General features: G+C 73.6%; 15 protein-coding genes. 5 read left to right on the plus strand and 10 right to left on the minus strand.

Annotated features, from left to right (window positions below; all coding sequences use genetic code 11):
• Positions 1 to 34: 34 nt before the first annotated feature.
• The 8 genes from ACFVSN_RS04375 to eccB all read right to left on the minus strand — a co-directional run bounded on the left by ACFVSN_RS04375 (position 35) and on the right by eccB (position 17,362).
• Complete coding sequence (locus ACFVSN_RS04375; protein WP_387600050.1) at positions 35 to 11,413, minus strand: hypothetical protein; 11,379 nt, start codon at positions 11,411 to 11,413, stop codon at positions 35 to 37.
• 70 nt (positions 11,414 to 11,483) lie between these two features.
• Complete coding sequence (locus ACFVSN_RS04380) at positions 11,484 to 11,783, minus strand: hypothetical protein (protein ID WP_380441773.1); 300 nt, start codon at positions 11,781 to 11,783, stop codon at positions 11,484 to 11,486.
• A complete protein-coding gene (locus ACFVSN_RS04385) occupies positions 11,776 to 12,210 on the minus strand; it encodes a YbaB/EbfC family nucleoid-associated protein (RefSeq protein ID WP_380441775.1) in 435 nt (144 codons plus the stop codon). The genes ACFVSN_RS04380 and ACFVSN_RS04385 overlap by 8 nt, the downstream gene beginning before the upstream one ends.
• A gap of 125 nt (positions 12,211 to 12,335) precedes the next feature.
• Positions 12,336 to 14,579: a hypothetical protein gene (locus tag ACFVSN_RS04390; RefSeq protein ID WP_387600047.1), complete on the minus strand. Its 2,244-nt coding sequence runs from the start codon at positions 14,577 to 14,579 to the stop codon at positions 12,336 to 12,338.
• A 108-nt stretch (positions 14,580 to 14,687) separates the two neighbouring features.
• Positions 14,688 to 15,152, minus strand: coding sequence for a hypothetical protein (locus tag ACFVSN_RS04395; RefSeq protein ID WP_380441778.1), 465 nt, complete (start codon positions 15,150 to 15,152; stop codon positions 14,688 to 14,690).
• Positions 15,153 to 15,165: 13 nt separating this feature from the next.
• Positions 15,166 to 15,456, minus strand: coding sequence for a hypothetical protein (locus tag ACFVSN_RS04400; protein WP_380441780.1), 291 nt, complete (start codon positions 15,454 to 15,456; stop codon positions 15,166 to 15,168).
• Between the two features lie 49 nt (positions 15,457 to 15,505).
• Positions 15,506 to 15,859, minus strand: a complete 354-nt coding sequence (locus ACFVSN_RS04405) for a hypothetical protein (RefSeq protein ID WP_380441782.1) — start codon at positions 15,857 to 15,859, stop codon at positions 15,506 to 15,508.
• A gap of 57 nt (positions 15,860 to 15,916) precedes the next feature.
• Positions 15,917 to 17,362, minus strand: a complete 1,446-nt coding sequence (eccB, locus tag ACFVSN_RS04410; protein ID WP_380509968.1) for a type VII secretion protein EccB — start codon at positions 17,360 to 17,362, stop codon at positions 15,917 to 15,919.
• Positions 17,363 to 17,514: 152 nt separating this feature from the next.
• Between eccB and ACFVSN_RS04415 the strand changes: the two genes are divergently transcribed.
• The 3 genes from ACFVSN_RS04415 to ACFVSN_RS04425 all read left to right on the plus strand — a co-directional run bounded on the left by ACFVSN_RS04415 (position 17,515) and on the right by ACFVSN_RS04425 (position 22,099).
• Entirely contained in the window at positions 17,515 to 20,325 is a 2,811-nt protein-coding gene (locus ACFVSN_RS04415) for a BTAD domain-containing putative transcriptional regulator (RefSeq protein ID WP_387600042.1), read from the plus strand.
• Complete coding sequence (locus ACFVSN_RS04420) at positions 20,322 to 21,140, plus strand: MBL fold metallo-hydrolase (RefSeq protein WP_380509962.1); 819 nt, start codon at positions 20,322 to 20,324, stop codon at positions 21,138 to 21,140. Before ACFVSN_RS04415 ends, ACFVSN_RS04420 begins: the two co-directional genes overlap by 4 nt.
• A gap of 119 nt (positions 21,141 to 21,259) precedes the next feature.
• The gene (locus ACFVSN_RS04425) at positions 21,260 to 22,099 is read left to right on the plus strand and encodes a DUF4389 domain-containing protein (protein ID WP_387600039.1); all 840 of its coding nucleotides are present in this window, start codon (positions 21,260 to 21,262) and stop codon (positions 22,097 to 22,099) included.
• Here ACFVSN_RS04425 and ACFVSN_RS04430 read toward each other — a convergent pair.
• A complete protein-coding gene (locus ACFVSN_RS04430; protein ID WP_380441792.1) occupies positions 22,075 to 22,785 on the minus strand; it encodes a hypothetical protein in 711 nt (236 codons plus the stop codon). The two genes, ACFVSN_RS04425 and ACFVSN_RS04430, sit on opposite strands and share 25 nt — an antisense overlap.
• Before the next feature lie 73 nt (positions 22,786 to 22,858).
• Entirely contained in the window at positions 22,859 to 24,121 is a 1,263-nt protein-coding gene (locus ACFVSN_RS04435; RefSeq protein WP_387600036.1) for a permease, read from the minus strand.
• A 169-nt stretch (positions 24,122 to 24,290) separates the two neighbouring features.
• Here ACFVSN_RS04435 and ACFVSN_RS04440 point away from each other — a divergent pair, with 169 nt between their 5' ends.
• Both ACFVSN_RS04440 and ACFVSN_RS04445 read left to right on the plus strand, forming a co-directional pair.
• Entirely contained in the window at positions 24,291 to 24,644 is a 354-nt protein-coding gene (locus ACFVSN_RS04440; RefSeq protein WP_380441796.1) for an ArsR/SmtB family transcription factor, read from the plus strand.
• A gap of 113 nt (positions 24,645 to 24,757) precedes the next feature.
• Positions 24,758 to 26,116 carry an MFS transporter gene (locus tag ACFVSN_RS04445; RefSeq protein WP_387600032.1) on the plus strand — a complete coding sequence of 453 codons (1,359 nt, stop codon included), beginning with the start codon at positions 24,758 to 24,760 and terminating at the stop codon, positions 26,114 to 26,116.
• Positions 26,117 to 26,155 lie beyond the last annotated feature (39 nt).

Raw genomic sequence — 26,155 nt, forward strand, 5'->3', positions numbered from 1 at the left:
CACGGCCGGGGCACGGGCGTGGGACCCCCGGGTATTAGCCACGGTCCTCCCGGGCCCGCTCGGCCGCCCGCACTCGCCGGAGCAGTGCCGCCGCGTCCCCCAGTCCGGCTGCCTCGTAGACCCCGGGGTAGGCCTCCCTGATCAGCTCGATGTGGTGCCCGGCGATGACGAGCGCGATGCCGTCCGGCACGTCGTGCAGGTCGAGCAGACCGATCACCGCACTCGCCAGCTCGCCCGCGTTCCTGGCCCCGCCCCGCAGCATCGCGCGGTGGTGGGCCTCACGGCGGCCGTCCGGGACGGCCGCCTCGAAGGTGGCTCCGGGTATGTAGTTGGTGTAGGTGAGCAGGCTGTTGACGAACCGCTGAAGAGCCTGCGGGGACGTCTCGGCGCGTCCGTTCTCGGTGTCATTCACCAGCACGGCGAGCTCCGAACGAGCCGTGTTCAGCCTCTCCCGGTGGTAGGGCTCGATCGGGATGGCCCCGACGCGCTCGTTCTCCTGCCGCTCGGCGTGCCGGGCGACCCGCGCCAGGTTCAGCATGGCCTGGGGGATCCCCTCCCCGGTGACGGCCTGGCGGATCACGTCCTGGTGGACCACCCAGGAGGTGGTGTGCGCGCCCATCGTGCCCGAGAACGGGGACGGGCTGCGGCCCGCGAGGAGCACCTGCCGGATCACGCCGTCCGGTCCGAGAACGGCCTGCGTGGCGAGCGGAGACCGTGCCCGCTCCTCCTCCAGCAGGGCGTCCTCGTCCGGTTCACTGCTGTGATCGGTGGAAGCCGGCGTCCCGGAGTGCTCCGCGGCGGCCGGACCCGACGACGGACCGGGCGCGGCGCCCGCGGTCATCGGCTCGTCCAGCTGCATCTGCTCGAACTGCCCGACCAGATTGCCGAGGTCGGTGATCTCCTTCCTGAGAACGGGGATCTCCGCGCGCTCCTTCTTCGTGGTGAGGCTGCTGGTCAGCCGCTCCAAGCGACCCTCGCGGAGGCCCATGATCCGTTTCGCCTCCTGCACGTACTTGTCGGCCAGTTGCCGGACCGCCGGCCGGATCCGCATCGCCAACTGCACGGCCGCCCGCTCACGGCCCTCATCGCCGTGGCCCCACGCCGCGACGAAGGCATCCGGGAAGGCCAGTTCGACCGACCGGAGGTGCTGTTGGACGAGTTCGTTCATCCGCTGCTCCAAGCCGGCGGAGTCCGGCATGCCCGGGGCGATCCTGCCCAGCGTGTGCGGATCGGGTTCGGCCACCGCCCAGGCCGCCGCCTGTGTGTCGAACAGGTCGAGGACCGCGTCCTGCAGATCCGCCTGCGTCCGGTTGACGGCACGGTCCTCGAAGTCGGCCAGCAGCCGTACGGGACCGGCCTCGGCCTTGCCCTTGCCCGCCGTGGCCGGGCTGACCTCCCGCACGTTGATCGTGGTGAGCGGGATCAGCTCGCGGTAGTGCAGGTAGGCGTCCGCGAACTGCTGCAGCAGCGAGGTACCGAACTCCGGATTCCTCACCCGGGTCAGCAGGTAGTGCAGATCGCGGAGTTCGCGCTCGGCCTCCTCGAGCCTCCGCCGGTGCTCGGGCGGGAGGTGGTCGGTCAACCGCGCGCCGGGCAGCTCACGCACCGCCCCGATCAGGCTGGCGAGCCCGGTCACCGCGTCCGCGGGGCTGTGGGCCCGCAGCCTTCTGGTCAGAGCCGCGACCTGCACGGCGAAGGCCGTGGAGTGGTCACCCATCGTGCCGCTGTACGGGGAGGGCGGGCGGCCGACGACCGTGACGTTGGAGATCCTCCCGTCCGGGCCCGTTTCGAGCTGGGTCACCAGCCCCTGGGCACGCTCCGGCGCCTCGGGACGGTGGAGCAGGTCGCTCGCGTCGTAGTGGCTGCGGCTGCTGGAGTAGAACACCGTGACCTGGCGGTGGGCGGGGTCGCCGAACTCCACGGGAGCCTGCCGGCCTTCCGGGGTGACGATCCGCAACCGGATGCCCAGCGCGTGCGCCACCAGCGGCGCGAACATCTCTCCTTCGGCGGTCGCCCAGTGGGTCCGCCAGTTGGCGACGGCGTCCACCAGTCCCGCGTAGTCGTCCCGGGTGAGGTGAGCGGCCGGATCTCCCCTCAGGACGCGGTAAGCGTGAGTGATCTCGTTCGGCAGACCCTGCGGATCCCGAGCTGCGAGGTACTGTTCGACCACCCTGCGGAGGGCCTCGTGCTCCTCGAGCGTGTGGAGCCCGTGGTCGGTCAACAGCCCTGCCACGCCGCGCGGATCGCTGGTGGCCACCGCCCGCAGGAGACAGAAGCCGTCGGAATCGACGCTCACCAGGTTGCCGTTCTCCGGCTGCTCGCGATGCCCGCCCGAGGACGAACTCTCCTCCTGGCCGCCCGGACCGCCGAACCGTGCCGTGTCCTCCATCGGCCGCAGGTGGTGCTCACCCGGGCCGGCCAGGTGCTCCGCCGGGTGGTACCCCGACGGGAGGTCCCCGGCCGGCAGCTCGGTGCGGACGACCGTGCCGTCCTCGCCGAGGCGGTGGCCGACCCAGTGCCCCCCGGGCACCACGACGGGACGGCCGTGCGCGTCGATGCCGACGTCGGCGGCCACGAGCAGGTGTCCGGGCCCGTCCGGGTTCCCGTGGTCCGGCACGAACCAGACCGGGCCGGTGGCCGCGTGGATCTCCGGGGTGAGCCCGTGCTCGGCCAGGTGCGCCAGGACCTCGGCGACCTGGGTGTGGCCGCCCTGCGAGGCCAGGTCGCAGGCGACGAACCGCAGGGTCGTCCGGCCGTCCCAACCGCCGCTCCGGTGCCACTCGACCAGCCGGTCGGCGAGCCGGCGGGGGCTCAGCGGCAACTGGGCGTCCTTGGTGTGCAGGGCGACCAGCCGGACGGCAGGGTCGTGCGGGAAGTGGGCCAGGGCGTCGGCGGTGGCCGGGTCCGGTGCCTCGCCCGCCGGCCAGAACGGCGCGTCGGCGCTGCCGGGACGGTCGGCGATGGGGTGCTCGGCGTCGGGGCCCGAATACTCGCGCTGCCCGAACGACTGCGGCGCCGGCTTGCCCCACGCGCCCTTCGCCTGCGGCTTCACGGGCTGCGACGACGACTCGGGCGCCCCCGCCTCCGGCTTCTGCGACTCCGCCCCGGCGGTCGTCGCCGCGTCGCTCGGGCGAGCGACGGGCGCGACGGTCTTGTACGCGATCTGGTGGCGCTGCTTCCTCCCCCGGTCGTCCGTGACGGTGACGTCGAACGTCCCGTCGACGTGCTCGTACCCGTACGGGATGGCGACGTTGATCTTCGCGCCCCCGAACGTGAGTTCCCGGCTCGGCGGCACCTTGCCGTCGTCCTTCGGATAGGCGGCCACCACCCGGATCCCGGGGTACGCCTGGTTGAGGTCGCGGACGACGTCCTTGCAGCTCTCGCAGGTCCCCTTGGTGGAGAAGACGGTGAACGTCCCGGACACCTGGTTCTTCTCCTTGAAACCCCAGCTCTCCAGCTGCCGGTACGCCGCGTTCAGCAGGGTGACCTCGGCGTCCTTCCGCTGGTAGCCGAAGGAGTGGTCGGCAGCGGGCTTCCGGAGTTCGGCGGCCACCTCGTCCTCGGCCCGCGCGTACTCCTTCAACTTCTCGAAGGCCTGCTTGTGGAGGTCCGCCGCCCGCTTGTGCAACTCCGCCATCGTCTCCCGCGGTTCGTTCCGGGTCTTGGCGGCCTTCACCCTCTCCTGGATGTCCACGACCTGCCGGTGGAGCTCGACCGCCTCGCCATGGCGGGTCTCCGCCAGCTCGATCTTGTTCCAGAACTCGCGCGGATCCCTCGGCCTGCCCCCTTCGTCCTCCGTGGTCCTCTCCCGTGCGGTGGCGGCCAGCGCGACCGCATCGTCGATCTTCCTGGCGACCGCGGCCAAGTGCTCTCCGGCCGCCTCCCTTTCAGCGGGCTTCGTGACCCAGGTGTCCAGAGCCGTGAACGCGGACTTGTACCCGGCGACCGCCTCCGTCAGTCCGGTGGACGCGGCCTTGTGCTGAGCGGCCGCCTCGCGGAGCACGGTGGCCACCTTTTCGGCCCGCCACTTCTCCGCGCTCTGGTAACCCTTCCCCTGCTTGATCGCCCTCTCGTCCTCGGGCCAGGACTGCGCCTTCAGCTCGTCGAGTCGGGTCCGGTCATTGAGCTCGGGGAACTGCTTCGCGCCGTTGTTGGTCCGCTTCGACGTCCACACGTAGGGGTTCCCGGCCTTGTCCTGCCCCTCCAGGCGCAGGTGCCCGACGGCGAAGGTCATGCCCGGGTGCGGGCCCGGGAGGATCTCGTTGACCAGGGGCCTGAGCACTTCCTCGTCGGTCAGGACGACGGGCTTCGGCTCCTCCCCCTCCGGCGACAGGAGGACACCGTGGGCTTCGTGAGCTCCGTGGGCCGTGGCGGCGGCGGGGTTGAGGGCGAGTTCGATCAGGTCGGCTTCCGAGACGGGGTGGCTCGGCCCCTCCGGTTCGGGGTGCGGCTCGCCGGTCGCCGTGCGCATGAACTCCCGGAAGCCTCCGTACAGTTCCTCCTCGGCACGGGTGCGGCTGACCGGGTTGGCCGGGGCGGGGTGGCCGGCCTGCGGGTCGGGGCCGTACAGGCGCTCCAGCAGGGGCAGCAGTTCCGGGTCGTTGCGCCGGACCCAGTCGGCGCCGTTGTTGCGGGCCGACCGGGTGCTCGGGTCGTTCCCGTGGTTGGTGCCGAGGTAGGCGTTGCTCAGCTGGGCGAAGTACTCGTACTCGTCGGCCGAGGAGTAGTTGCCGACCAGCTCGTCGGCGGCATTGCGTCGCCCGCCGTCGGGCCACGCCGCGACGGGCTCCTCGCCGAACAGGTCGGTCAGCCCGTCCGCCTGGCGCTTGCCGCGGTAGGCCTCCCTGACGAGCGCGTGCTCGTCGCCCGTCAGGCCGAACTTGTGGATGGCGTGGGCGAGTTCGTGGGTGGTCGTGGAGTAGCCCTCGGGATGGGTCGAGGCCCGTCCGAGCGTCGTCGTCGCACCGAGGAGGTTCTCCTCCGTCACGACCACGATCTTCCTGGACTGCACGCCCCGGACGGTCCGCCAGGGCCGGCCGTCGACCTCGGGGAGGTCGTTCAGGTGCTCCAGGCCCGCCACCTCGGTGATCGGCACGTCCCTCGGAACGATGACCACCCGGACCTCCTGCGTGAGGAGCCGTTCCGCGACCTTCGGATCCCGCAGCATGCGCGCGACCTGCTCGTACGCCGCGTACCGCGCCGCGACGGGCTGGTGGGTACGGGGGTCGACGTCCACGATCAGCCGGGCCGCCGCCTCGGCGAAGTCCTCCGGCTCCAGGCTCTCGCGAAGGCCCCTGACGTACTGTGCGTCGCGCGCGAGCTCACGCCGGGCCTCCGGCGCGAGGAGCTCCAGCTCGTGGACGGACCGCACGGGCGCCGGCGCGCCGCCCGGGACGGCGGGGCCCGGCTCCGGCGCCCCCTCCGGCGCCGGGTTGTCGATGTCCATCGCGGTATCGGTGTGCATCGCGGTATCGGTGTGCATCGCGGTACTGGTGTGCATCGCGGTACCGGTGTCCGTCGCGTGATCGATGTCCATCGCGGTGTCACCGTCCCCGGGCCCGTCCACCCTGATCACCTTCTTGGGGTTTCCCTTGAAGGGCAGCACGGGCTCCCCGGTGCCGAAGTCCAGCTTCGCCTTCCGGATCGACGCGAGGATCTTCGGGAGCACGTCACCCGTCGGACCGGTCCGGTCCTCACCGTGCTCGATCGTCAGGTACAGGTCGTCCAGGTTCACGCCCTTCTCCCGGGCGTAGGTGGTGACCCGTTCGAGGTTCGCGGGCTTCAGCATCCAGTCGAAGACCTCCTTCCGCACCTCCTCGACGGCAGCCCGCAGTTCCCCGGGAGCACCGGCGGGCTGCCCCGCGGCACCGCCGGGCCGGTTCTCCGCCCGGAGGTGCCCGAAGGCCCGGTAGAGCCCGCCGTACTCGCGCAGCACCGGCTCCGTCGGCATCCTCCAGGGCCCGGCGGCGTCCTCGGCGCGCGGTGCCGTGCGCCCCGGCTCGGGGTTGAACCGCAGGTCGGCGAGGCGGCGCCCGAGGCGGATGGCGGCCGTCGACAGGGCCAGCGCCTGGGCGGTCGGCAGTTTGTGCTCGTCCTGGATGCCCGCCTTGATGCCGGCGAACGGCCCTCGCGGGTCCAGCGGGGCCGACGTCGAGTGGCTCAGCACGTTCTTGGTCAGCCCGCCCGGCCCGAACTCGGGCCTGCCCAGGCCGTCCCTCGGGATCAGGTGCGGCGGCATCGCGCTGCCGTCCGGGCCCGGTTGTCCGGCCAGCAGCCAGTCGCGGCCGACCCGCGTCCTGACCATCTCCTTCTGCCACGCCTCGGTCGTCTTGTAGCTCGCGGGGTCCACCGGGACCATCGCGTTCCGGTCCCCGGCCGGCTCCCGGTGCGACCGGTTGAGCCGGTCCTCGCTCCGGAACCGGTCGGCGAGGTTCTTCCCGTAGTCCTCCCGGTAGGGCCCGAGTCCGATGGTGTGCCGGGCCGACCTGGCGGAGGAGTTCGGATCGCCGTCGCCCAGGCGGAAGTCCTTGCTGTTCAGACGCGCGGACGGGGTCGCGAGGCCGACGTGCGACTGCCCCAGCGCCATCTTCGGCCCCGCGCCCTTGCCCTTGTACGCGGCCAGCTTCTCCAGGTGGTCCACGACGAGCCGGGACAGGTCGGTGACCGTGGCACCGCCCCGGAAGTCGGTACGGAAGGCCTCACCGCGGTTCGGGAGACGGTTGTTGGACGCGTCGGCACGTACCCTCTCGACGATCTCGTCCCGCCCCTGGCCCAGGGGCGTGGAGGTCTTCGTGGACCGCGTGCTGTTCGGCACGGCCACGGTCTCCGGCTTGCCCTCCAGCTCGTTCCGGTAGTACCGGTCGAGCTCCCAGGCGTTGATCCGGTTGAGCCCGCGCCCGAGTTCCTCGAACTCCGCCCGGCCCGGGCCCCACTTCAGGGCCTGGGTGCCGGTCCCGTCGGCCAGCAGGACCGCCGGCCCGTCGACCATCAGGTTGGGTTCCGGCGCGTAGGGCAGCAGCGGGGCGTACGAGGCCTGCCAGTCGCGCTCCAGCATGTCCGTCTCGACGGCGAGCCTCACCTGCTCCAGGATCTCCGCCCGGCCTCGGGCGTCCAGCCACTGCGCCGGGAGTTGCTTCCCGCTCCTGGTGAACCTCCCTTCCACATCGGCGACGAGCCGGTCCAGGTCCGCCTGTTCGGTGGGCATCCGGTACCCGCCGACGAAGGCCAGCGGGCGGCTGGGGTCGAGGGCGTCGTCGTCGAGGTCGAACCGGTGGTCCGTCTGCTCGCCCGTGCCCGTGGGCGAGTGGTCGGGGTGCGGCTGCGGCCGGTGCAGCGTGTCCTCGACGAAGTTGAAGACGTGCTTGCCCGACGGCACCTTGCGGGAGCCCATGTCGTAGTCCTGCACCGCGAGGTACGGATGCAGGTCGCTGTCCATCATGGCCTTGATCAGCTGGTGGGTCGGCGCGCTGTCGAGGAGCGCGTTGCGCATCTCGCCGTAGGGGAAGACCTCCTCCCCCTTGACCTTGAGCCACGAGAACGTCGACTTCACGACGGCCACCGGCACGCCCATGGTCGCCGCGATGTTCCTGGCCTCCCGGGCGGCGGCGGCGAGGGCCGCCTCCTCGCCCTTCGGGGCGTTCAGGCCGATGACGAAGGCCACCCGGCGGTCCATGCCGTGCGAGCCTTCCATGATCCGCTCGATCACGGTCCTGATCTCGCCGGCGCTCTTGTAGCTCGTCATGGCGCTGACCACGAAGCCCAGCGGTCGAAGAGGGGGGAGGGCATCGGGTTCACCGGGCTTGAGGAACGCCAGGTAGTCCGCCTCGGACAGCTTCGGCACGGCCCCGACGTTCCTCGTGACGTTCTCGAAGGCGGAGTTGCCCGGTCGATCGTCCGTGCCGAGACCACCGATGAGGTCGCTGACTCCGCTCGTGAGTCGCGGCGCCACGAAGGTCGTCGGCCCGTCGCCCTGGCCCGGAGCGGCGACCTGGTGCGGCTGCCCGCCCTGCTCGGTCGGGGAGGACGGCGCCAGGTGCGGGCCGGTGCCGTCGTTCGGGTGCACCGGATCCTTGCCGTAGAGGCGCTTCAGCAGAGCGGACACCTCCGGCGGCTCGTTCCGCCGCACCCGGTCGGGCCCGCCGTCGGTGCCGAGGTAGCCCTCGGTGACGCGGGCGAAGTACTCGTGCTCGCCCCGGGATACGTCGTCGCCCGTCCGCTGCCCCGCACCGGCCCCCTGCTCCCCGCCCTCCGTCCGGGTCCGGTAGGCCTCCCTGATGATCGCCCGGTCCCGGGTCGGCAGCACGTCGAGGACCGCGTGGGCGACGTCGTGGGTCGTCGTCGGGTGCCCGCCGGGCACGGCGCCCACCCGGTGGCCCGCCTCCAGCAGCTTCACGGCGACGTGACGGTTGCGCAGCATCCGGGCGACCTGCTCGACGGCCTCCCGGTGCGCGGGCCCGGACCCGCCGGCCCGGGGGCCGGAGTCGACCATCAGGTGTGCGGCGGCCTCCGCGAACTCCCGGGTGTCGCCGAGCTTCTTCAGGCTCTCGATCACGGCCGCGTCGCGCGCCAGCTCCCGGCGCCGCTCGTCCGGCAGGTTGCGCAGCGCCTCCGCCCGTTCGGCGGCGGTGAGTTCGTGCAGCCGTGCGGGATCGGGCAGCAGCGGGTGCTCGGCGGCGGTCGGACCGTCGCCGTCGGAGGACGTGCGCAGGAGGTCGCCGAAGGTGCGCCGGTCGGGCGAGGACTCGTCGAACACCCGTGCGCGCTCGCCGGATTCGGCGCTGCGGAACACGGGCCCGGTGCCGTTCCCGCCCGTCCGCGCCTGGGCGTCCGCGAACCGGGGCGAGCGGGCGAGGTCGTCGACGACGTGCTGGACGTACTGCGGGTCGACGGCGCGCCGGTCGCCGTAGCCGAGGAACTCGACGGTCTGGGCGGCGGGTTCCCACTCCCCGTCGGCCTCCCGCCGGCGGAGGAGGTCGGCCATCCGCTCCGGCGGGATCTCCCGGCCGTCCAGCACGGGCCGGCCGTTCTCGCCGACGTGCACGACGACGGGGAACCGGGTGCCGTCCTCCGCCGCACGACCGAGGACGCTCCCGAGGTCCGCCGGGAAGCGCGGCGCCCCGGCGCCCGTGTCGTGGAGGAGCCAGCCGCCCCCGTCGGGAAGGTGGCGACCGGCCGCGGTGGCGGCGTGGGGCGGCGTGGCGTCCGGGGCCGCCTCGACGACCGGCAGGACGGGGACGTCGACGTTCCTCGGTGCCTCGGGCGCCACGGGCCTCGGTGCCTCGGGCGCCACGGACCCCGACGTCGCGACCCGCGTCGGCGGGGCGACCTGCCCCGGCTCCCCGCCCGCCGTCGCGGCGTGCGCCGGCGCCTCGCGCTCGCTCGACGGCGGTGCGGACGGCGAACTGCCGCCCTCCGACGAGGTCTTGACCGCCCCCTGCTGCCCGCCGGTCTCGTGTTCGGACGGCTGCTGGTGCTCCGCGCCGCCCTGGACCTTCACCGAGTCGGGCACCGGCGCGGTCGGAGCCTTCTCCGACGACGACCGGGACGACGACGAGGACGAGGTCGACGAGGAGGACGACGACGCCTTGCCCCCGACCGTCGACGTGCTCCCCGCCTTCGGGACCTCCGGGTGCGCGGCCCCGCCCACGTGCTCGGGCCCGCCCGTCAGCGGCTTCGGCCGCGGCACCGGGAACGGGGCGGACCGGCCGGTCAGGTTCGCCACCGCCGAGAGGATGGTGAGCGGGTGGTTCCACGGCAGGTACTGGACCCCCGGGCCCGTGTCGTTCGGATCGGCCAGCTTCTTGCTCACCCACTTCCCGTAGTGCTCCGCGAGCGGGGCGACGCCCTTGTGGCCCATGTGGCCGACGAAGCCCATGGCCATGCCGGAGACGAAGCTCTCCCACGTGACGGAGAAGGAGTGGTCGGGCCCGAAGGTGAGGTTGTAGAAGCCTTCGGTGAGGCCGTTCTGCACGCCGGCGCCGAGGTAGCCGCCGACGGCGACGCCCATCCTGAACAGCCTGGTGTTGCCGCCCACCTGGTCGAGCAAGCCGGGCACCTGCTCGACCAGGTGGTCGACGCCCTCCGAGCTCAGCCCGCGCGACCCCAGCGCGTCCCGCATCGCGGTGCGCAGCGCCTCGTGCTCGGCCGCGCCGCGCCCGCCGCTCACCGCCATCGCGTGGGCGAAGTCCCTGCCGAGCTGGGTGGCCTCCTCCTTGCCGAGGACGCTGCCGAAGTGCTGCGAGAAGACCTGCGCGACGTCCTTCTCGAACCGGGCCACCGCGTCCTTGCCGAGCTCGCGCAGGCCACCCGCGAAGGCGTTGCCGATCTCGTGGGAGTAGCGGCCGATGGTCTGCGCCAGGTCGTTGCCGAAGGCCTCGGCGGACTCCCTGGCGAGCCACTTCTCGCCGTCCCGGGCGGCCGCTCCCGCCGCGGCGTGGGCGGCCTCGTTGGCGACGGCGTGGGCGGCCTCGTTGGCGAGGGCGTGCTCGGCGCTCCGCGCCGCGTCCCGCGCGGCCGCGTCCGCCGCGCTGCGCCCGGCCTCGTTGGCCAGGGTCTTCCCGGCGCCCTTCGCGAGGTCCTTCGCCGCCGTCTCCCCGATCGTCCGGGCCGCGTCCTTGGACAGGACGCCGGCCAGGCCGTCCTTGGCGAGCCCGTTGGAGATCCTGGCGAGGTCGCCGCCGAGGACGCGGCCGGCCTCCTTGCCCAGGCTCTTGCCGATCACGCCCCGGAAGAGCTTGGTCAGCCCGCCGCCGAGCAGGGCCAGCGGGCCGCCCACGATGCCGTTGAGGGCGCCGAACTCGACCGCCTGGAGCGTGGACTTGGAGTCCCACTCGGTCTTGTCGCCGCGCCCGATCTGGATGAGCTGGATGATCGTGTCCATCACCAGACCGCCCGTGATGCTCACGACGGTGTGCATCACGATCCGGTCGATCAGCCAGGCGAGGATCTTGCGGATCACGCCCTCGGCCACCGCCCGGGCGGCCACGATCGTGCCGAGGGACGCCCCGCCGGTGAACGGGCTCGCGGCGATCGCCCAGGCGATCTCCAGGGCCAGCTGGATGAGCTGGGCGATCGTCATCCACTTGGCGTACTCGACCTGGTTGGCGGTGTCGTGCGCGACCTGGCCGAGCTGGGTGCACTGCTTGCCGGCCAGGTCGAGGGCGTTGTCCTTGCCGCCCGCGCCGACCAGCGCGCCCGCCGCCGCGGCGAGTTCCGTACCGGCCTGGCCCGCGATGTTGTCCGTGCAGTACGCGGCCGCCTGCCGGACGTAGTCCTCCAGCTGCGGCATGTTCTTGCCCACCAGCAGGTAGTAGTCCCCGGCCTTGCGCAGGTCGTCCTCCTTGGCCTCCGGCCACGCCATGCCGGTCAGACCGTGGAAGAGGTTCGCGAGCCCGACCGGGATCTCGATCGACATGGCGGGGGACTCCTGAGGGGTACGAAGTGCGTCCGGGTCGCCGGAGGCGCCGCGGGGCGTCCGGGAGGCCTTACTTGACGGTCGTGGACAGGTCGTCGTCCGTCTTGGTGAAGAGCTTGGCGGCGTGCCCGCCGTTCTCACTGAGCTTCTGGACGACCTGGCCGACCTGGTCCATCAGCTCGATGAGGTTCTTGGTCGGCCCGTCGACCGTCTCGTGGTAGCTCTTGCCGATCTCGTCGTGGCCGGCCGAGTTCTTGTTGTACTTGTCGATCTGCCCGATCCGGCGGTTCATCTGGTCGAGCAGGGTCGTCATCGACCCCAACTGGGCGAACGAGCCGCCCAGTTCGGCCGTGGCCTTGAACTCACCCACGGAACTCCTCCTGCCGCTCGCGCCGGGCGCCGGCGCCGGGGCCCGGGCGCATCGCCTGGAGCGGGGCCAGCAGTTCGTCGAGTTCGGTGCCGCCGGTCATCGAGGTGCGCAGCATCTCGCCGAGCCCTTCGAAGGTGCCCAGGGACTCCGTCACCTTGGCGCCCATGTCCGCCCGGGCCCGGTTGAGCACGTCGGTCAGGGCCGCGCTCAACTGGGCCGGGGCCATGGAGCGGTAGGCGGTGGTGTGGAAGGTCAGCGACACCACCTCGCCCTGCGCGCCGAGGACGGCCGTGATCATCCGGTCCTTGGAGGTGACGGAGACCGTTTCGGCCTGGAGCTTGCGGGTGGCCTCCTCGATCTTGGCCTGCTGCACGCGCAGGGTCTCCATGGCCTCTTCGATCTGCTGCGCGAACGGGGAGACGGCCATCGGGCTCCTCTCGGACAAGGACGCGCACCGGGCCCACGGGGGAGGGAGCCCGGCGCGCGCCGGCTTTCGGGGTTGTCATTCCGGACAACGGGACGGGCGGCGGCCCGCGTTCAACCCGGGTGCCGTCAGCGGCCGATGACGCCGCTGACGGCGCCCGCGTCGGTGCCCCACACCTCTTCGTCCTCGGCCAGCCAGGTGGTGCGCTGCCGCTCCTTGTTCTCCTGGGCGCCGGCCCCCGCCCCCATGCCGCCGGGCGGCATCATGGGCGGCATGCCGCCGCCGGTGGTGGCGGTGTTGCGGCCCTGGAGCTGCGCCTCCTCCTGGGCCGGGTTCGGGCCCTTCGGGCCGGGCTTCTCGGTCAGGGCCTGCTCGGCGGCGGCCTTCTTGGCGGCCGCCAGGGTCGCGGCGTCCTCGGGCGAGTTGACGAGGCCGCCGTCGGTCAGCGCCTTGCCCCCGTAGAACCCGCCGGTGACGGACAGCGGCTCCCCGGACCCGGTCTCCGGCCTGGGGGCGCCCACCTCCGGGCCCGGCAGGCGGAGGCCGCCCGACGAACCCGGCGAACCCAGCGAGCCCGGCGAACCGTCGCCGAGGTCGAAGGAGCCGGGGTCGGTCCACCGGTTCCCGCCGCGCAGCGACCCGAGGTCGAACCCGCCGCTGCCGCCGGTGGTCGGGTCGAGGGTGGTCAGCTCGTTGAGGGCGTGCTCCTCGTCGGCGAAGAGCTGGTCGTTGGTGGTGACGGGCTTGCCGTTGGCGTCGAGGAGCCGGCCGTCCTTGTCGATCGTGCCCTTCTTGCCGGCGTAGACCGGATTGCCCCGGGCGTCCCGCAGCGGCTTGCCGTCCGGGCCGATCACCATGCCGTTCCCGTCCACCTTCGAGCCCGGCGGCACCGTGAAGTACCCGCCCCCGGGGACGACCGGCGCCGGCTTGCCCAGCGTGGTGCCCGGCGGAACGACCAGGGGCCGGCCGTCCGGTCCGAGCACCGGCTTGTGGTCGGGCCCGATCACCCGGCCCTGGCCGTCGATGGTCGAGCCGGGCGGGACGGTCAGCGGCTGGCCGTCCTTGCCGACCAGCTTGTTCCCGTCCTTGTCGAGCAGCGGGACGCGCATGCCGCCGGTGCCGCCGGGGTCGAGGGTCAGCGGCCCGCCGTCCTTCGGCGGGGGCGGTCCGCCGCCGTTGATGCCGTGCGAACCTCCGCCCTTGCCGCCCTTGCCGCCGAGGCCGAGGTCGCCCTTGCCGCCGCTGCCGCCGAGGCCGAGGTCACCGTTGCCACCACCACCGCCGCCGCCGAGGCCGAGGTCGCCGCCACCGCCCTTGCCCCCGTCCTTGCCCCCGCCGTCACCGCCCGGACCGGGGGGAGCCGGCGGCGCGATGGCCGTCCCGGTCGGGGTCTCGACCCTGAACCTGGTGTTCAGCTTCGTGCTGACGGCGGTGAACTGCAGCCCGAGGTTCCCCATCGCGGTGCTGGCGTCGGCGTCGAGGTACTTGACGACGTTGTCCCGCCAGACCTTCTTCGCCAGGGCCTCCACGGCGTTGCGGAACTCGTCCGACTTGACGTCCATCCCGTTCGAGATGACCGTCTTCTTGGAGGTGTCCGCGTGTGCGGGCAGGATCAGCTGGTTGAGCGCGTACCGCAGGCAGGGCACCGGGGACGCCTGGGTGTTGAAGGCCTGGTAGGCCCCCCGGTCCGTCAGCCAGGCCTGCCGGGCGTCCAGGAGCGCCTTGTACGCGGCCTTCAGGCCGTCGGCGGCGGTCCCCAGCGCGTCGGACGGGTTCCCCTGCAGCGTGATCTCCAGCTGGAGGACGCTCACGGCCTGCTCGAAACTCGTCAGGTAGGACTTCAGCTCGCCGGCGGCGGAGCCCTGGAAGTCGCTCCCCTCGACGTCCAGGGTGTCGGCCACCTTGTGCACGTCGCTCTTGACCTCGGCCAGCAGGGCCGAGAGGTGGTCGATCAGGTACCTGCCCGACTTCAGGCTGGGCACGCTGGTGGCGCTGTTGTCGCCACCGGCGTACAGCCCCCACATCACGTCGGTCCACGCGCTCGTGAAGTGGGCCCACTTGTTGGCCCCGGAGTTCCAGCCGGGGTTGTCGCCGTTGCCGTTCCAGTTGCCGTTGAAGCCGACGTACCAGCTCGGCGTGTTGTCGGTCTTCGACTTCTTCAGCGGGTGGAGGACGGCCACGACGTCCATGTTGCTCGTGCTGATGGCCGTCGTCGAGCAGTAGGCGCCGCTCATCAGCCAGTCCCCGGACACCGCCGGGTTGGCCACGTCGTCCCGGGACGGGTAGTCGGTGATCCCGAAGGCCTTCAGGGCCGTCTCCCACGGGTAGTTCGGGCTGCTGTCGCCGCCCCCGCCGGTTCCGGTTGCGCCCAATCGACTCACGCTCCTGCGATGCTGCTTACGGAAGGGGCCGGGGTTCGGAGGGGATCCGTCCCGACCCGGGTATGTGCCGCCGCCGGCCCGGCGCCGGCGGCGGCGTCACTACGGTGCCGGCGGGGCCCCCGAGGGTCCCGGCGGCGGGGGCGTGGACGGGCTGCTGAGGATCTCGAACATCTCCGCCGCGGTCAGCGCGTGGTCCTCACCCTCCTTGAACTTCATCTTGGCGATCGCCAGCCCCAGCGTGATGTCGTCCAGGGACTTCACCAGCACGTCCAGTTCGGCCTTCACACCGCCCGCGAAGGTCTTGAACCTGCTCTGCATCTCGGTCGACGGGCCGAGCCCGAGCGCACCCAGCAGCTTGGTGTAGGTGTCCGGGTAGTGCTTGTCCCCCGGGGTGTCGGCGCCGCCGGCGAACGCCTCCACCTGCAGGACGAGGTTCTTGTGACCGTCCGTCGGTGCCGGCATCCCGGGCGGCGTGGCGTCTCCGGTGAGCCACTGCCGCCAGAGGTCCACCTTCGCCGTGAGGTCGGCGATCGTCTGGTCGTTGAGCCGGAGCTCCTTGGCCATGCCCGTGCTCCGCTCAGAAGCCCGCGGCGGCGGCCCGGTCGGCGTACTTCATGGCCTGGTTCATCTCGTCGAGGGCCCGGGCGCCGTCGCGCATGTCGTCGTGCATGGCGCTGGAGCTGCTCCTCGCGATGTTCAGGAACTCGCTGAACGCCTGCTTGTACTGGCCGGCGTTCGCCTCCATGCCCTGGAGCCGGCCGATCAGTTCCTCCAGGCCGCTCTGCATGGTGTGGGCCGCGCTGAGCAGGTCCTGGAAGGCCGCGTCGATCGACTCGTGCCTGAGCATGATGTCGGTGGGGCCGCTCATGGCGTCTCCTCCTCGTGTTCGTGGGTTGCGTAAGGGTTATGACGGAGCGTCAGCTCTTGCCGCCGAGGGCGTGGAAGACGCCGTCCGAGGCGCCCCAGTTGCCGCCCTGGACGTGGGCGTCCTCTTCGGCCTTGGTGAGGATCGAGCGGGCGCTGCCCAGGTCCTGGGTGAGCTTGTCGAAGGCCTGCATGACCCGCTTGTAGTTCACGACCCAGTCGCCGACCTTGTCCTGGAAGGTCTTGCTGGCCACGGAGACGTAGTTGGCGGCGATCTCCATGTTGATCCGCTCGACCGTCTGGCCGGAGCTGATCATCTGCGAGATCTGGCCTTCGAGGCTCTGCAGCGCGTTCTGGATCGCCTGCTGCTCCACATTGAGCAGGCCGCCGGGTGCGGGGGTGGTCATCGGAGCTCCTTTCGTTCGTCGGTCTACCTCGTCAACGGAGGCTGTTCGCGGGCGGGTTCAGCCGCAGGTGGGCGAACTCCCCCGGCCCGCCGGCGCGCTCGTCGCGGCGTCGCCGCCGAGGCCGGACGGATCCAGGCTCGGGCCCGTCGGCAGCAGTCCCAGGACGCCCGACGGCACGGCCACCGGGGTGGCGCCGGCGTAGCCGAGCTGTTTGACGGCGGCGGCGGACGGCAGCGGGTAGCGCACGCCCGCCTCGGTCACCAGGTACTCGGTGCTGCCCGTGCCCGCGCCGGAGAGCGCCCGCACGAGCGCGCCGCGGCCCGGGCGGACGGCGACCAGGTCGGTGACCGCACAGCCCGGTGGCGACACCGGCGCCCGGCCCGCTCCGGCGTCCGCCGCGCTCAGGACCGTCACCGAGCCGACCGGCGCACCCGTGCCCACGTGCAGGTCCGCGCACACGCCCTCGTCCCGCAGCGGAGTGACGAGCGTCGGCGGGGACTCGGGCAGGCCCGGTGTCGGGGCGCCGGCGCCGGGCGCCGTGTGCGCGGCGAGGTCGGCGGCGCCGATCCGCGCGGGTGCCGGGGCCGTCCCGCCGTACGCGTCGTTCTGGGTGCGCGGATCACCCATCAGGAGGGCGAACTGCGTACCGGTCAGCGGCACCAACCCCTCCCGCTGGAGCAGGTAGCGCACGCCGCCGGGGGTTTCGAAGAGCCGGCCGACCCGGGTCGGGGCGCCGGCCAGCGCCGGGCCCGGGTCGCCGCGTCCGGGGACGGCGGGCGCGGCGAGGTCGGGGCCTGCGGGCAGCGCGTTGAGCAGCCCGGCCGGTACGGGGAACGGCGTCGTGCCCGAGTAACCCAGCGCCTGAATGGCCTTGTTCGCCGTGTCGACGCGCAGGCGCTGGCCCTGCCAGAGCAGGTGGACGGCGCCGTCCGGGGTCGTCACCAGCAGGCCCTGGCCGGGGGCGAGCGCCTTGCCCTCCCTCGCCGGGTCCAGCTGCACGCCCAGCTTCGGCACGGGCGCGGCCCCGGCGGCCCCCGGCTGGACGGTGGCACACACCAGCCAGGTGCCGCCCGCCAGGTCGGCGGCCGGCGGCAGCCCGTCCGGCGCGCCCGCGATGCCGACCGGCGCGCCGCGCGGGGTGTCCGCGAGCGAGGCGCGGCTCACCTCCTCGACCGCCATCTGCTCGCCGGCCACGAGCTTCGCGCTGGTGTCGTTGAGCACCGGGTGCAGCTGCCCGCCGACGTAGAGGTAGCGGGCGCCGGTCTCCTTGACCATCACCAGCGTGCCGGGCTTGGCCCAGGCCGTGTCGCCGCCGGGCACCATCACCCCGTAGACGGCCGCGCCGAGGCCGATCAGCACGCCCAGCGCGAGCCCGGTCACCGCGCCCCGGGTGGTGCGTCCGGTCGGGGTGTCGGCGGCGTCGGGCTCGGCGCGCAGCATGCCGGAGGCGAGTCTGCTCACCACGAACAGGTGGGCCTGCACCTGGTCGCGTCGGGACTGCATCCACGTCCTCCCCGTGTTTCCGGGGCGACCGAGTGCGCGCCCCTCTCCGTGAACGGGACCGACGGGCGGGGGCGTTCAACGGGCCGGCTCCGACGTGGCTACCCGCGGGTAAGCTGCGGTCGGACCAACGGCATGACGGCGGGACGGAACGCATGGGGATACGGCTGCTCGGCCCGGTGGAGCTCACGCGCGGCACCGGCGCCCCCACGGCGGTCGGGGGTGCCCAGCGGCGGGCGGTGCTCGCCCTGCTGGCCCTGGAGCTGAACCGCACGGTCCCCGTGGAGCGCCTCGCCGGGCTGCTCTGGGACGACGAGCCGCCCGCGCACCCCAAGGCCGCCCTGCAGGGTCACGTCGCCGCGCTGCGCAAACTGCTCGCCGGGCCCGGCTCCCCGTTCGAGCTGACGACCCGTTCCCCCGGCTACCGCCTCACCGGCGATCCGGCCGCCGTCGACGCCCTGGCCGCCGAGGCGCTGGGCGCACGGGCCGCCGCGACGGCCGACGACGCGACGGCCGCCGCGCTCCTCGAACGGGCCCTCCGCCTCTGGCAGGGCGCGGCCCTCGCCGACCTCCCCGCCACCGCGCCCGCCGCGGCCCTGGCCCGCCGGCTGGACGCGGCCCACACTGAGCTCCTCACCGCCTGGGCGCAGCGCCAGCTCCACCTCGGGCGCGGTTTCGCGGCTGTCCCGGCGCTGGAGCAGGCCGTCGCGGCGGACGGGCTGAGCGAGCCCGTCGCCGCCCTGCTGGTCCGCTGCCTGCACCGGAGCGGCCGGACCGCCGCCGCGCTGGAGGCCTACCACCGGTCCCGCGCGCGCCTGGCGGAGGAGCTCGGCGTCTGCCCGGGCCGCGAGCTCCAGCAGGCCCTCTCCGACGTGCTCGCCGACGAGGAGCCCGAAGAGGAGCCCGCCGTGCCACCGACGCCCGCGCCATCGGCGGCACCATCGGCGGCACCCGACCAACTCCCCGCCCCTCCGCGCGGGTTCGTCGGCCGCGAGGCGGAGGACCGCTGGCTCGACGCCCAGTGCGGCCCGGACCGCACCGGGGACGGACTGGCCGTGGTGGTCGGCCCGGCCGGGGTCGGCAAGACGGCGACGGTGGTCCGCTGGGCCCACCGCGCCGCCCCCGGTTTCCCGGACGGCCGGCTCTTCGCCGACCTGCGCGGCTTCGACCCGGCCGGACCGGCCGACCCGGCGCACGCCCTCGGCCGCTTCCTGCGCGCGCTCGGCGTGCCCGAACCGGCGATCCCCGAGGACCGCCCCGCGCGCGCCGCGCTGTTCCGCGAACGGACCCGCGGGCGGCGGCTGCTGGTCGTGCTGGACAACGCCCGCAGCGCCGACGACGTCGCCGACCTGCTGCCCGCGGGGCCGGACGGCGTCGCCGTCGTCACCAGCCGCAACAGCCTGGAGGAGCTGGTCGTCGCCGACGGCGCCGCGCTGCTCCAGGTCGACGTGCTGCCCGACGGCGACGCCCACCGCCTGCTCCAACTCCGCCTCACCGCCGAGCGCGTGGCGGCCGAGCCGGACGCGGCCCGCCACCTGGTCGAGCTGTGCGACCGGCTCCCCCTCGCCCTGCGGATCGCGGCCGCCCGGCTCGCGGCCCGCCCCGGCTGGCAACTGGCCGATCTGGTAGCCGAGTTGGCGGACGAACGCACCCGCCTGTCGACCCTCGCCACTCCGGACGGCACCCTCGGCGTCCACTCGGCACTCAGCCTGACGTATCGCCATTTGCCGTCGCACGCACGAAATCTCCTGCCCCTCCTGACCCCCCACCCCGGCACCGAGGTCGACGTCCACGCGGCCGCCGCGCTGCTCGCCGCCGACACCGACGCGGCCCGGCTCGCACTCGGTTCCCTCGCCGCCCACCACCTGCTGACCGAGACCACCCCCGGCCGCTTCGCCCGCCACGACCTCGTCCGCCTGTACGGCGCCGAGCTGTTCGCGGACCTCCCCGCCGCCGGCCGGCAGGACGCGTTCCGCCGCCTCGTCGACTACGAACTGCTCGCCACCGGCACGGCCATCCGCCGCCTGAACCCGTACCACGAGCCGTTCCGGCCCCCGGGCACCGGGCACCTCGCCCTCCCCCGGCTCACCGACCCGCAGGCCACCCTCGCCTGGTGCCACGCCGAGGAACCGGTGCTGCGCGCACTCGTCACGGCCGCCGCCGACCGCGGCGAGCACGACCGCGCCTGGCGACTGGCCCGGGCGACCGCCACCCTCTACTACGGCGCCGGGCGCGTCCACGACCGCCTCGCCTGCCTGCGCGTCGGACTGGACGCGGCGCGAGCGAGCGGCGACCGCGAGGGCCTCGCCGCGATGGAGGCCGCGACGGCCTGCGCCCTCGGCTCCACCGGGCGCGTCGCCGAGGCGCTGCCCCTCGCCGGGCGGGCCGTCGAGCGCACCACCCCGGAGGACGGCGACCTGCACATCCACGCCCTGTCCGTGCGCGCCTCGATGACCGCCCTCACCGGCGACCAGGCCGGCGCCGACCGCCTCTCCGACGCCGCCCTCGCCCTCGTCCGGCGCACCGGCCTGCGCGAGCACGCCGCCACCGTGCTCAGCAACGCCGCCGCCCTCAAGGTCGTCCTCGGCGCCCCGGCCGCCGCGCTCGACCTCGCCCGCGAGACCCGCGACCTGCTCGCCGCACAGCCGACCGCCAACGCCTACGTGTGGGCGATGGTCAACGAGGCCTTCGCCCTGCACGCGCTCGACGACCCGCACTCCGCCGAGCTCACCTGGCGCGAGGCGCTGCACCTGTGCCGCTCCTCCGGCAACGTGCGCCTGCACGCCCTGGCGCACCGGCACTTCGGCGAGTTCCTGGACTCCCTGGGCCGCTCCGCCGAGGCCGCCGAACACCGGCGCACCGCCGGCGAGCTGTACACCGCGCACGGGGACGTCCAGCTGGCCGCCGGCCTCGACCGGCTGCTGTCCCGCACCCCCGAAGCCCCCCAACCCCTGGAGGCGACATGACCGTTCACCACCTGGACTGCGGCACGATGTGCCCGCTCGGCGGCCGCGCGCTGATGGGCGGCGGCGGGCGGCTGCTCGGCCTGCTCTCGGCGCACTGCCTGCTGATCGAGGGCGCCGACGGGCTGGTCCTCGTCGACACCGGCTTCGGCACCGACGACGTGGCCCGCCCGAAGGAGCGCCTCGGGCGCCGCTTCCTCGCCACCGTCCGCCCCCGGCTCTCCCCTGCCCGCACGGCCCTGCACCAGGTCCGCGCCCTCGGGTACGACCCGCGCGACGTCCGCGCCGTCGTGCTCACCCACCTCGACGTCGACCACGCGGGCGGCCTCGGCGACTTCCCGCACGCCGACGTCCACGTGCTCGCCGACGAACTCCGCGCCGCCCGCGCCGGCGCCACGTTCAACGAGCGCGACCGCTACCGCCCGGCCCAGTGGGCGCACGGCCCGCGCTGGGTCGAGCACCGGCCGGACGCCGCCACCGAGGACTGGTACGGCTTCGGCGCGATCCCGGTCCTCCCGAAGGCCGGCACCGACGTCCTGCTCGTCCCCCTCGCCGGCCACACCCGCGGCCACAGCGGCGTCGCCGTCCGCACCGGCGACCGCTGGCTGCTCCACGCCGGGGACGCCTACTTCAACCACGCCGACATCGCCCCCGGCTCCCCGCGCCGCCCGGCCGGGCTCACCGCCTTCCAGCGTCTCCTGGCCGTCGACAACCCCGCCCGTCTCCACAACCTCGACCGCCTGCGCGCCCTCCAGCGCACCCGCTCCGCCGACGTCCGGATCATCTGCGCCCACGACCCGGCGTACCTCACGGCTTAGGCGGCGTCAGCCGTCCGGCCCAGCTCCGCGCGCGGGCCGGACGGACTGCTGCGATCTTCGGAAGGCACCCGGCCGCGCCCGACCGCCGGGCCCGTCGTCCCGAGACCGTGGAGGCCCGGATGTGGCAGGCTCCCCCCGCCCCCGTCAGCCGTGAGTGGCTCCCGGTGCTGGACATGCCGGGGCCGGGGGCGCAGAACCGGTGGACGGTCCTGCTGCGGCTGCTGCTGCTGATCCCCCAGTTCGTGGTGGTGTGGGTGCTGTCGGTGGTGGCGTTCTTCGTCACCGTCATCGGCTGGTTCGGCGCGCTGGTGCTCGGCCGCCTGCCCGGCTTCGCGGCGGACTACCTGACCGCGTTCGTCCCGTACGACACCCGGGTCACCGCCTACCTGATGCTCATGCACGACCGCTACCCGCCGTTCCGGTTCCGGACGCCCGAGCACCTGGTGCAGGTCGAGCTGCGGCCCGGGGAGCTGAACCGGCTGGCCGTGCTGTTCCGCGTCGTCCTCGTCATCCCGGCCGCGATCGTGCAGGGCCTGGTGTACGCGGGGTGGTGGATGGTGTCCTTCGTCCTCTGGCTCGTCGTGCTGATCCTCGGCCGGATGCCGCAGCCGCTGTTCGAGGCCACGGCCGCGATCGTGCGCTACCGGATGCGGGCCACCGCCTACTTCGTGATGCTCACCTCCGCCTACCCCAAGCGCCTGTTCGGCGAGGAGGCGGGCAGCGAGCCGGACGGCCCGGTGTCGGCGACCCGCCCGCTCGTGCTCGGCGGCGGCGGGCGCGGCCTGCTCGTCGTCTTCATCGTCCTCGGCGTGGTCTCCTGGGCGACGAGCTCGATCACCACCACGGTGACCTCGGACGACGACAACGACAGCACCAACCCGACCCAGCGCGTCATCGCGCCCCTCGTGCCGGGCGGCCCCGCCGACGGCGCGCTTCAGAGCCCGCTCGGCCAGTTGTAGCTGCTCGGCACGGTGACCGCGGCGTTCTCCGCGGCCGTGCCGTAGACCAGGGCGATCTCGTCGTGCGCGTGCAGCACGATCGCCGCCGGGTCGCCGGACACCGCCTTGCCGTCCACGTACGCGGTGAGCGTGTGGGTGGCGTCGGTGCGCAGCCCGCCGAGGTGGTCGGCGGAGGCGGAGACCTGCCACTCGGTCAGGAACTGGCCGAGGCTGAAGTCGGCGGTCACCGGCGACTCGATGTGCACGACGCCGGTGGTGTCGTGGGTGTGCAGCGGGCTGAGCTTCTGCGCGGCCTCGTCGATGCCGACCAGCGCCGGGACGGTCACCGGCTGCCCGTCGGCGTAGACGTCGAGGTGGGCGTGGATGTGCAGGGCGGTGCCCTCGGCGCCGAGCATCGGCAGCCCGGCCGCCTTCACCGCCGCCTCGACGTCGGCGGGCGCGTCCCAGGGCGGCGGGGTGGTGCGGCCCTCCGCGGTCGTGCGCGGGTGCGCCGGCACGCCGGAGGGGGAGGTCGAGCTCTGGTTCGTCGCGATCACGCCGGCGATCCCGCCGATCACGGCGAGCGAGAGCACCCCGACGACCCCGCCCACCAGCCATCGGTGTCGCCGCTCCCGGCGGGCCTCCTCGGCCCGGATCGCGGCGGCGCGGGCCCGTCGTTCGGCCGGCCCCGGTTTCTGCGCTGACATGGGTGCGGGCCTCCTCGGTCGAGGTAGCTGCCCTCCTCAGCGTGGCAGAGTCGGCGCGGCTCGGCGCGCCGAGTCAGTGGTGCCCGTGGCCGCCGCCGTGCCGGCCGTCGCCGTGCTGGCCGTGACCGTCGTGGCCACCACCGTGCTGGCCGTGACCGTCGTGGCCGCCACCGTGGGCGCCGTGCTCGTCCTGCGCGTGCCCGCCGTCCGGCGAGCCGCCCATCATGCGGAGCATCGCCGTCCCGCCCGTCCGGAAGAAGCGGACCACCAGGACCGCCGCCAGCAGCAGGAAGGCGATGTTCAGCCACGTCGTGTAGTTCCACTCGACGCCCGCCATCGGGATCTCCGCCGTCCGCTGGTCCGGCACCAGCCCGAGCCCGCCGAAGGCGAATTCGACCACGTACCCGGCGACCGCCATCGTCGCGTAGAAGGTGCCGAACAGGAACAGCGCCATCCGGCCGCCGTAGTACTTCCGGTAGATGTTGAGGATCGGCAGGATCAGCAGGTCCGCGAAGATGAACGCGACCACCCCGCCGAAGCTGATCCCGCCCTTCCACAGCACCACCGCGAGCGGCACGTTCCCGATCGAGCAGACGAACGACGCGACCGCCACCAGCGGGCCGACCAGCGGCCCCCACAGCTTGCTCGCGAGCGGGTGGTCGGCGAAGAAGAACGCCTGCCAGAAGCCGTCCGGCACCCACGCGGCGATCGCCCCGGCGACCAGCAGGCCGATCACGAGGTCCTTGAGGATGGCCGCCCACTCCATCACGAACACGTGCGACACGGACGTGACGCCCTCGCGCGAGAGCAGCCGCTTCGCGAACGACCCCTCGCCCCGGACGGACATGTCCATCGCCGCGTGCCCCTCCATCGAGCCGGCGCGACCGTGCTCCGCCTGCTCGCGCGCCTCGCGCAGCAGGCGGTCCCGCAGGAACAGCCGGAACAGCAGCGCGAGCAGCAGGATCATCACCGGGCCGCCCACGAACTCGGCCGCCGTGAACTGCCAGCCCAGCAACAGGGCCAGGATCACGCCGAGTTCGACGACGAGGTTGGTCGAGGCGATCTCGAAGGCCATCGCCGCCGTGAAGTCCGCCCCCTTGCGGAACAGCGACCGGGCCAGCGCGACCGCCGCGTACGAGCACGACGAGGACGCCGCCCCCAGCAGGGACGCGACGGCCAGCGTGCGCGGCCGGTCGTCCCCCAGCAGCCGGACGATCGTCGCCTTGCGCACGACGGCCTGGACGACGGCGGACAGCAGGAAGCCCAGCACCAGGGCCCAGGTGATCTCCCAGGTCATCGAACCGGTGATGGACAGGGCGTGCAGGATCGCGTGCATGTGGTGGTCGGCCTTCCCCCGGGCTCCCCGGTTTCCTACCGGAACGGTCCGGGATCATATACCCCAGCACGGTATACGAGCGGCCGCCACTCCGCCGGACTTCCCGGCAACTCACCATGAGTGCGCACCCGAGCACTCCCACGGCGGCCGGACGGCCTACGATGGCCCGATGAGCAGTGGCACCGAGCTGGCAGATGCACACCACTCGCACCAACGCGCCGAGGAGCGGCTCGACGTCGCCGCCACCATCCTCGGGCTCCTGGCCGACCGCACCCGCCTCGCGCTCCTGGAGCGGCTCGGCGAGGGGGAGGCCGACGTCACCACGCTGACCGAGGCCACCGGCGCCGCGCGCCCCTCCGTCAGCCAGCACCTGGCCAAGCTCCGGCTCTCCGGCCTCGTCACCACCCGCCGCGACGGCCGCCGGGTCGTCTACTCGCTGCGCCACGGCCACCTGCGGCGCCTCGTCGACGAGGCGATGAACGTCGCCGACCACCAGATCCGGCACCTGCCGCCGCACGACTGACGCCCCCGCGGGCCCCATCCGGGCCCACGTCCCACCAACGTGTGCACAGGTACGCACGCATTGACTATCATGGGCACGTCCCCCACCGCCCCCTGACCACCGGGACGGCCCGCATGCTCTCCGTGCTGCGCAACCGCGCCTACCGCCACCTGTTCACCGCGCAGGTCGTCGCGCTCGTCGGCACCGGCCTGGCCACCGTCGCGCTCTCCCTGCTCGCGTACGACCTCGCGGGCGCCGACGCCTCGGCGGTGCTCGGCACCGCGCTCGCGATCAAGATGGTCGCCTACGTCACGATCGCCCCGCTGGCCGGCGCGATCGCCGGGCGGATACCCCGGCGGGCCCTCATGGCGGGCATGGACCTCACCCGGGCCGGAGTGGCGCTCACCCTGCCGTTCGTCACCCAGGTGTGGGAGGTCTACCTGCTGATCTTCCTGCTCCAGGCGGCCTCCGCGGCCTTCACTCCCACCTTCCAGGCCACCATCCCCGACCTCCTGCCCGCCGAACGCGACTTCACGCAGGCGCTGTCGATGTCCCGGCTCGCCTACGACCTGGAGTCCCTGTTCAGCCCGGCGCTCGCCGCCCTCCTGCTCACCGTCGTCCCGTACAACTGGCTGTTCGCCGGCACCACCGCGGGCTTCCTCGCCTCCGCCGCCCTCGTCGTCTCCGCCGTCCTGCCGAAGCCCGCCCCGGTCGAGCGCACCGGCGGCGCCTACGCCAGGGCCGCGTTCGGCTCCCGCCTCTTCTGGGCCACCCCGCGGCTGCGCGCCCTGCTCGCGCTCGACCTCGCCGTCGCGGCGGCGGGCGCGATCGTGTTCGTCAACACCGTCGTCGTGGTCCGCGAGCACTTCCACCGCCCGGCCGGCGCCGTCTCGCTCGCCCTCGGCGCGTACGGCGCGGGCTCGATGCTGGCCGCCCTGCTGCTGCCCCGGCTGCTCGCCCGGACCGGCGACCGGCCGGTGATGCTCACCGCCGCGTTCGCGCTGCCCGCCGTGCTCGCCGCCGTCACGGCGATCACGGCCGCCGGGCCCGGCGCGTGGGCGTGGGCCGCGCTGCTCGCGGCCTGGGCCCTGATCGGCGCGGGCAGCTCGGCCGTCCTCACGCCGGGCGGCCGGCTCATCCGCCGCTCGTCCGCCGACGGGGACCTCCCCGCCGCGTTCGCCGCCCAGTTCTCGCTCTCGCACGGCTGCTGGCTGCTCACCTACCCGCTGGCCGGCTGGCTCGCGGCGGGCGCCGGACTCCCGGTCACGGCCGTCGTGCTCGGGGCCGTCGCCCTGGCCGCCGCAGCCGGTGCCGCCGCCCTGTGGCCGGCCCGCGACCCCGACACCCTCGGCCACCTCCACACCGACCTCCCGCCCGGCCACCCCCACCTCACCGACGCCCGCCCGGCCACCAAGGGCGGCTGGCAGCACGTCCACCACTACGTGATCGACCAGCACCACCACAGCTGGCCCCGCCCGGCGGCGGGCCACTGAGAACCGGCCGGGAACAGGTCCCAAAAAGTTTTCCCTCCT

Source organism: Kitasatospora sp. NPDC057904 (assembly GCF_042887925.1).
In the GTDB taxonomy this organism is placed as follows: Bacteria; Actinomycetota; Actinomycetes; order Streptomycetales; family Streptomycetaceae; genus Kitasatospora.

Excerpts from the sequence above, each read along its gene's own strand:
- ACFVSN_RS04395 (WP_380441778.1), bottom strand. The coding sequence starts at position 15,152 with ATGGCCAAGGAGCTCCGGCTCAACGACCAGACGATCGCCGACCTCACG.
- ACFVSN_RS04425 (WP_387600039.1), top strand. The coding sequence starts at position 21,260 with ATGTGGCAGGCTCCCCCCGCCCCCGTCAGCCGTGAGTGGCTCCCGGTG.
- ACFVSN_RS04435 (WP_387600036.1), bottom strand. The coding sequence starts at position 24,121 with ATGCACGCGATCCTGCACGCCCTGTCCATCACCGGTTCGATGACCTGG.
- ACFVSN_RS04385 (WP_380441775.1), bottom strand. The coding sequence starts at position 12,210 with ATGGCCGTCTCCCCGTTCGCGCAGCAGATCGAAGAGGCCATGGAGACC.
- eccB (WP_380509968.1), bottom strand. The coding sequence starts at position 17,362 with ATGCAGTCCCGACGCGACCAGGTGCAGGCCCACCTGTTCGTGGTGAGC.
- ACFVSN_RS04375 (WP_387600050.1), bottom strand. The coding sequence starts at position 11,413 with ATGTCGATCGAGATCCCGGTCGGGCTCGCGAACCTCTTCCACGGTCTG.
- ACFVSN_RS04400 (WP_380441780.1), bottom strand. The coding sequence starts at position 15,456 with ATGAGCGGCCCCACCGACATCATGCTCAGGCACGAGTCGATCGACGCG.
- ACFVSN_RS04405 (WP_380441782.1), bottom strand. The coding sequence starts at position 15,859 with ATGACCACCCCCGCACCCGGCGGCCTGCTCAATGTGGAGCAGCAGGCG.
- ACFVSN_RS04415 (WP_387600042.1), top strand. The coding sequence starts at position 17,515 with ATGGGGATACGGCTGCTCGGCCCGGTGGAGCTCACGCGCGGCACCGGC.
- ACFVSN_RS04430 (WP_380441792.1), bottom strand. The coding sequence starts at position 22,785 with ATGTCAGCGCAGAAACCGGGGCCGGCCGAACGACGGGCCCGCGCCGCC.
- ACFVSN_RS04440 (WP_380441796.1), top strand. The coding sequence starts at position 24,291 with ATGAGCAGTGGCACCGAGCTGGCAGATGCACACCACTCGCACCAACGC.
- ACFVSN_RS04445 (WP_387600032.1), top strand. The coding sequence starts at position 24,758 with ATGCTCTCCGTGCTGCGCAACCGCGCCTACCGCCACCTGTTCACCGCG.
- ACFVSN_RS04420 (WP_380509962.1), top strand. The coding sequence starts at position 20,322 with ATGACCGTTCACCACCTGGACTGCGGCACGATGTGCCCGCTCGGCGGC.